This is a genomic window from Paenibacillus popilliae ATCC 14706, assembly GCF_000315235.1.
Classification (GTDB): Bacteria; Bacillota; Bacilli; order Paenibacillales; family Paenibacillaceae; genus Paenibacillus_B; species Paenibacillus_B popilliae.
On the sequence record NZ_BALG01000004.1, the window covers coordinates 1 to 6432 of the forward strand.

The window sequence follows — 6432 nt, forward strand, 5'->3', positions numbered from 1 at the left end:
CTCTAACAACCTTAATCTCTCCAGCGCGCCGCAATAAGGATGGACATAGATACCACCTATCGCGAGACCAGCAATCTCAAATGCTGCAACATAGTTGGTTAATTAATTATATAAAATTAGTCATTAGTAGACAATTGAATAAAATAAATTGTCAATTCATATATCTGAATACGTCTTATTTGTTTGTCTACACTTTAGTAATAAAGGTGTGAGACGAAAATGGAAAAATCAACATTAAAAATCATCGGTAACAATATACGGCAACGTCGAAAATTGAAGGGGTTAACACAGGAGCAACTTGCAGAATTAGTGGGAACTAATTTTTCTTACATCGGAAAAATGGAACGAGGAGAACATAACATAAAAATTAAAACCCTCGAAAAAGTAGCCGAAGCACTTAACGTAAGTTTGCCTGTGCTGCTTTCTAACGGCGCATTTAAAGATTTAGATGTTAGTGAAATTGTTTTAGAAGCTGCCACACTTTTGCTAGAGCAAACCGAGAGTAACCAACGTAAAATAGTTCAAATTCTTAAAATGTTCCGACCAGAAAATTAAAAAATCGTTGTTCGTTTTACCGACCAGATGCTATATCTTCTCATGTCACGTCTTAGCCCCCTCTTACACTCTCCGGCGGTTTGAGAACCTGCGATCATTATAAACGCCTACACGCTTAGACTGAACGTCGTCATAATAAAACCAACATAACACAATTGTGGTCGCTCCCGGCCACGAGGCCGACAGGCGCAGCGTGAGCTACAACAGTTGACCAAGTGCAGAAGGAGCGTGACCAGGGCAGGGATCGATAATCAGGAAGAAATATACCTCTGTGATGAACTAAATAACGCGGAGGTGAACGCTATGCAGGACAAGGTATATTGGGCGAATCAAGTCGCTACAATCCTTGATGTATCTAAGAGTACGCTGCGGAAATGGTCGCTTGCATTGGAGGCAGCGGGCTATGTGTTCGTAAGGGATGAACACGATAGAAGATGCTACATTGAACGCGACATACCTGTGTTACGCAGGATGAAGACTATGCTTGATGACGGCATGACGATGGAGAACGCAGCACTTGTTGGCATAGCCCTTGAAAAACCTAGGGAAAATGAGGTTATGTCAGGTTCGGTGAACATGGTCGTTCACGCTCAAAACATGCGTTTGGAAGATCGTTATTTGGAGATTGTTGCGCAGAATCAAAAGATGCGGGCGATTCTCGAACGGCTGGAGGAGCGAATGCAGGAACAGCAAGAAAACATGAGGCAGCAGCTTGCCGTTCAGCGGCAGTACATCGAGGAATCGCTACACCGCCGAGATGAGCAGCTCATGCTTACGCTACGGGAAATGACAGAAGCACGGAAAGAGGCCGCGGCAACTAAAAAGTGGTGGCGATTTTGGGAGGCAAAACAACGTTAATTTCTCTTGAAAATGAAAGCTTCATAGGCCAAACCTAGGGTTTCCGTCAGCTTCAAAGTTTCAAAAATAAATGTATTAAGGTGGTAATTAAAAAATATGTAAGTATACCTGATATAGAAAGTAACAGTATTTTTATTTTCGTTTTAATTTTTCAATGTCTCCTTTCACGAACATTACTTCCAAAGTACTTTTAGCGATAATTTCGCTAAATTATAATTGCCTTGAGGTGGTGAGATGTACGAAAGAATAAGAAGCTTGAGAGAAGATAGAGATATGACACAGACAGAAGTTGCAGCGCTCCTGAATTGCAGCCAACGTATATACAGCAATTACGAACGCGGAGAAGTGAGTATACCAACCAGCATTTTAATCAAGCTGGCCGATCTGCACCGAACCAGTACGGACTACATACTAAACCGAACAGATCGTAAGGAACCATATCCGACCAAAAAGGAACGTACATACTAAAAAACGAAGCGCAGCCAACCTGTTGTTGCTAGGTCGCGACGCTTCGTTTTGCCAGCTTGATTATTTAGTATCCTTTTATTTATCGCCATAATGAGTACGGAATGCATAATTCCATCATTCTATCATTGATGCGATAAACCAACCGATTCGTAATCCGAATCCGACGGCTCCAGTACCAGATAAATCCCCTCGGTGGCACTATTTGCACTGGCTGCTACGTCCGCATTTGCGGATAATTCTTCCGTTGTGATGATTATTTTGGCTAATGTAGTTGTATTCATGATGGCCATGTCACAATCAACATTGCTGGTTCGAAAATCTTTAGAAATCATCTGTTTCTGAAGCAAGTTTTCCAAACACCTTACCATTGACGTTATGTTCGCCGCCACTCCACTGAATGTAGTAGTTTCCAGTGCGCATACCTTGTGCAAAACCTTCCTCCCAATTTTTCCAAGTAAGAGAGCTTTTTGCATCAATCGTTGTGGCGAAGTACACTTTGTTAGTATCAATGTGTTGTAAATTAACGTTAACTGGGTATTTACTTAAATTCTTAAGTAAAAGTTTAAGATGACCATTATTAGGGTTAACCTTAAAGGGATTAGTGACATTTGCACCACCAACTGCTGAGCTATTCCATGTCTTATCGACACTTCGCCGTACTCTTTCTTTTTCTTCTTTATTATGGAAATTTAATTCTCCCTCCCAATTCGTTTGAACTAATTCTCCAGAAGATTTTGTTGTTGCAGATACTTCTTGAGCAGATGCAGAAGTTGCACTTAGGATAATGGGCGCAGCAAGTGCCGTCACTAGTAACACTTTTTTCATATTTTATTCCTCCAAATATAATTTTTCCCCTAGATGGATTATAAAATCTATGTATGCATAAATATACTACATAATTACAAAAAAAGAAAGAATATTTTACAAAAAAAGAAAGAATATTTTACAAAAAAAACCTTAAAATTAGTCCAAGTAAACCATTTTGTAGCCGAAGAAGTGGTTTTATACTATCGTAGCATCGTGACGCTTCGTTTTTTTAGTATCCTTTTATTTATCGCCATAATGAGTGGGTGCACCCTCATATGGCACCCCCTGCCCTGGAGCCGGATGCGGTCGTACCGTGGGACCCTCCCTGCCGAGCCCCACCCACGGACACTGCCGCATCCGGCTCCGGTGCGCAATTACCAAAATAACATGCACAAATAATTGTGATTTTAAATAGATTAAGCAGCTTAAATGGACAGATATTATTAGCCTTACGATGCTTAACATCATACTCAATGCATGTCTAGATGCGCCTGAGTTGACGTCGTGCCTATGTTTGAAGTTAAGTTGGAATATTGCTAATGCTACGCCCACCCTCCAAGGACTCATTAACACCATTAATTTCTTTTCGGATGCCCCATGTTATCAACAAACATAGCAAAAAAGCTATTCCATAAAATAGCCTAATTAAAAATCTTAAAAAAAATAATCCACATTAAATTAAGTTACTTTTTCCATCTGTTTTTAAAAATCAAGAAAATTTGAACAATTAGTAAAAAAACCATTATCACAAATAATATTATCCAAACATAGTGCCAAAGAATTGAATTATCAGAAATAGACGTCGCTATCAAAAAACCAAAAATTGCTAAAATAATAAAAAATAATCCAATTGAACTCATTACACGTCTATCAGGATATCTAAAAAATGTACATACACCCCAAATAACAAGAATACAAATCCCTAAAAAGAATATAAAGTTTAAAGAGATGATTAATTTCCTCCTTTCCAAAGGAGATACAATGTATCTCCTTTTAAAAATATGTATTATCAAATTGGACAGCATTTGCCGTAAGGGGCGACTCTCCCGGGGGAAGGTTATATAAAAGAGTTTACATAAAATTCTTGACGGATATTATCACATATTATCAATATAACCATAAGCTTTTCTTAAAGACTCTTTTGCATTCAACCAGTCTGTAGATGTAGCATACGTTTCTATTCCTATGGCTAAGCCTGCTTCAATTGCCAGCTTAACATTTTTACTAAACAATGCTCCACCTTCAACAGCTGCTGCAGCTGCAAATCCCATAAGATTATTTGTTGCACTATCAAGATCACTACCTAAATCATCTACAGAGCTTTTAGCACTATCGAACAGTCTATGAGAACTGTTTACAGTTTTAGAAACATGCGATCCTATTGGACTAAGTTTAAAGGTTATACCTCTAATCCCCATATCATTGTAGCACTTAAAGGTATAGTTCTGATATCTACCATCATCATAATAATGACAAATTTTGGGTATACCTCCCGAATCTCTTTTCACACGCTTGTATGCATCAACTGATGATGCAAAAACTGAAGAAAAAGAAAATAATACAGTTGCCGTTAAAACTCCGGCTACCAAATTTCTTACTTTCATACTCTACATCTCCTTCTTAAGATATATTATCCATATTTAAAAACTAGATAAATATACCACATGTTATTTGAAAGTGACAACTCCCCATGCCTAAAGGTAGAGGGGCTTCTCAAAATCACATCAAGCAATGAGACTGGTATAGCCAAAAACGCAAATGCATCTGCACGCTTAGGCTGCTGTACGAACGTGGTCATCAATAAAACCAACATAAGACAACCCAAATACGGTAGCAAAGATCCTAATTGCACATGCCTTTTCATGTCAATTGATTAACATGGTCTACGCCCTTTGGACATCTGGTGTATCCTCTTTACCATTCCCGCCCGCTCTTTCCCCTATCTTTGCTTTGTGTTGTTTTGTAAATTGCACAATTTTGCAACATTTTTCTCAATCAAAAAAGCCCTCACTAACAGTGAGAGCCTTGTGTTTATTCCAAAAAATTTATTTAACAATAACACCAAAACATCCATATGGACATGAAACCATTACTGGTTGTTTTTTTGAACTACCACTACCATTGTTACTACGATCTTTCGAATAATTTATCAAATTCTTCAAACGAATTATCCAATCTTTCAAACCATTCATCGTCGAATTCAGTAAAACTTTCAAATGTCTTACTGAATTCTTCAAAATTCTTCTTAAATTTTTCTTTAAACATTTCAGCCTTTTGATCAAGTTCCCTATATTTTTTGATTATTTCTTCATATTCTTTAGTCCCTTTTTCAACTACAGTTCCATTTTTCTTAACAGTTCCATTAGTCTCGACAGTAATAAAGTTACCATCAATTGTATTGAAGCCGTCAGTAGAAACAGATTTACAATTATAACAATTCTTTAGTTTAACTTTAGGAGAGCCGTCATTTTCATTAGATTCGGTAGCAAATGATGACTGTGACATAACCATCATTGAAGAAATTACTAAACCCACAGTAAGTAATTTTCTTATTTTCATTTCAACCCTCTTTTCTAAAGAAATTCGTCTCCAAAAATTAGAACTACATTCTACATCCCCAACAATTTAGAATTATCACTCTACCTTTATTAGATGATCTTTCTTTATTAGATGATGGGTCAGCAAATGCCGATTGTGACATCAGCATCATAGATGCGACTACAGTGGCCAAAATAAACATCTTTTTGAACTTCATTATTTTATTCATCCCTTCGTCTATATATTCTATGTCTGTGCATTCTGTTACGGAATATATTACCATGGTAATATATTGAAGTCTACCACAACAACAAAATATAGCAATAAAGCTACCCTATAGGATAGCTTTATGCACCATTGTATATTGACTTGTTTTGTCGTATCACTTCTCAAAACTCATAGAATGGGGTATACTTTATTCATCTTATTTCCCGCACTCGTTTTGGCTTCCCCTGCCTGGCGGGTGTTTTTATTTTATTTTTATCCATGAGTTCTTTTTCCTCTCCTAGATATCTTACCTCTCTTGCTCTCGTTATCTTAAGTGCTTCGCGCTCCGCTTGCATCGTATGCAAAACATTCATGTCATCTGTAGTCTTACGCTTTTCTGATAACAAAAATTTAAGCATTTGCAAGTCCATATAACGTTTTCGCTTACGACGTAAATCAGCCGGAAAATCCTTTTCCGTTTCCTCTTCATAGTCCCCACACATGACCACAAACCGCTTGAGGGATTCTATCAAAACATCAGCATCTGGAGGCAACTCTTCATTAAGTACAAGCATCTGTAGACGTCCTCGTATCTGTGCAACCTCTCGACGCTTTTCCGTGTCAATGTCCCTCAACCTAAATAGATAGTTCTTACACTGCACAAACTTATCCGGATCGCCTTGCTGCAATACCCGCCAAAATGCAGAGTCATGTACAAAGCGTGTAACCAAGTGCGTCCAGAGCATTGACAAGCCATCATAACGCAAAAGATAGTCCATGGAGTCAAAAACCCTTGTTTCCCCTGTAGCCATATTTGAAAAGTCCCGCATGTAATCCCTGTGAACCTCAAATTCTACGTTCCAAACCCTATCGACATCCATGCCCCGCCGTTCATACAAATCAATAAAATAGTCCTTACGTTTGTCCTTAATCTCTTTTGATTTGTTATATATGCGTAGCTGGCATCGCGAGCGGTCACCAAAATATACCGTACCGAAT

Annotated in this window: 7 protein-coding genes and 1 pseudogene; 3 read left to right on the top strand and 5 right to left on the bottom strand. The window is 38.1% G+C overall.

Annotated elements, in window-relative coordinates; all coding sequences use genetic code 11:
- Positions 1-219 precede the first annotated feature (219 nt).
- The 3 genes from PPOP_RS00380 to PPOP_RS19755 all read left to right on the top strand — a co-directional run bounded on the left by PPOP_RS00380 (position 220) and on the right by PPOP_RS19755 (position 1881).
- Positions 220-555, top strand: a complete 336-nt coding sequence (locus tag PPOP_RS00380; RefSeq protein WP_006283969.1) for a helix-turn-helix domain-containing protein — start codon at positions 220-222, stop codon at positions 553-555.
- 303 nt (positions 556-858) lie between these two features.
- Positions 859-1413 carry a MerR family transcriptional regulator gene (locus PPOP_RS19205; RefSeq protein ID WP_006283970.1) on the top strand — a complete coding sequence of 185 codons (555 nt, stop codon included), beginning with the start codon at positions 859-861 and terminating at the stop codon, positions 1411-1413.
- Positions 1414-1647: 234 nt separating this feature from the next.
- On the top strand, positions 1648-1881 hold the full coding sequence (locus PPOP_RS19755; protein ID WP_006283971.1) for a helix-turn-helix domain-containing protein: 234 nt from the start codon (positions 1648-1650) through the stop codon (positions 1879-1881).
- A gap of 122 nt (positions 1882-2003) precedes the next feature.
- On the opposite strand, the gene PPOP_RS23685 is transcribed toward PPOP_RS19755, so the two are convergent.
- From PPOP_RS23685 to PPOP_RS22450, 5 genes and pseudogenes are all read right to left on the bottom strand, one after another.
- On the bottom strand, positions 2004-2228 hold the full coding sequence (locus tag PPOP_RS23685) for a hypothetical protein (protein ID WP_234399625.1): 225 nt from the start codon (positions 2226-2228) through the stop codon (positions 2004-2006).
- Positions 2203-2706 (bottom strand): hypothetical protein, encoded by a 504-nt coding sequence (locus PPOP_RS19210; protein WP_006283973.1) that lies wholly within the window; start codon positions 2704-2706, stop codon positions 2203-2205. Before PPOP_RS19210 ends, PPOP_RS23685 begins: the two co-directional genes overlap by 26 nt.
- A gap of 1079 nt (positions 2707-3785) precedes the next feature.
- A complete protein-coding gene (locus PPOP_RS00395; protein WP_006283974.1) occupies positions 3786-4292 on the bottom strand; it encodes a hypothetical protein in 507 nt (168 codons plus the stop codon).
- Positions 4293-4815: 523 nt separating this feature from the next.
- Positions 4816-5247 carry a hypothetical protein gene (locus PPOP_RS00400; RefSeq protein WP_006283975.1) on the bottom strand — a complete coding sequence of 144 codons (432 nt, stop codon included), beginning with the start codon at positions 5245-5247 and terminating at the stop codon, positions 4816-4818.
- A 398-nt stretch (positions 5248-5645) separates the two neighbouring features.
- Positions 5646-6432, bottom strand: a pseudogene (locus PPOP_RS22450) (hypothetical protein); the annotation flags it as partial.

Bases quoted from the DNA above. Each gene is read 5' to 3' on its own strand.
- PPOP_RS19205 (WP_006283970.1), top strand. From the start codon at position 859: ATGCAGGACAAGGTATATTGGGCGAATCAAGTCGCTACAATCCTTGAT.
- PPOP_RS00380 (WP_006283969.1), top strand. From the start codon at position 220: ATGGAAAAATCAACATTAAAAATCATCGGTAACAATATACGGCAACGT.
- PPOP_RS19755 (WP_006283971.1), top strand. From the start codon at position 1,648: ATGTACGAAAGAATAAGAAGCTTGAGAGAAGATAGAGATATGACACAG.
- PPOP_RS00400 (WP_006283975.1), bottom strand. From the start codon at position 5,247: ATGAAAATAAGAAAATTACTTACTGTGGGTTTAGTAATTTCTTCAATG.
- PPOP_RS00395 (WP_006283974.1), bottom strand. From the start codon at position 4,292: ATGAAAGTAAGAAATTTGGTAGCCGGAGTTTTAACGGCAACTGTATTA.
- PPOP_RS19210 (WP_006283973.1), bottom strand. From the start codon at position 2,706: ATGAAAAAAGTGTTACTAGTGACGGCACTTGCTGCGCCCATTATCCTA.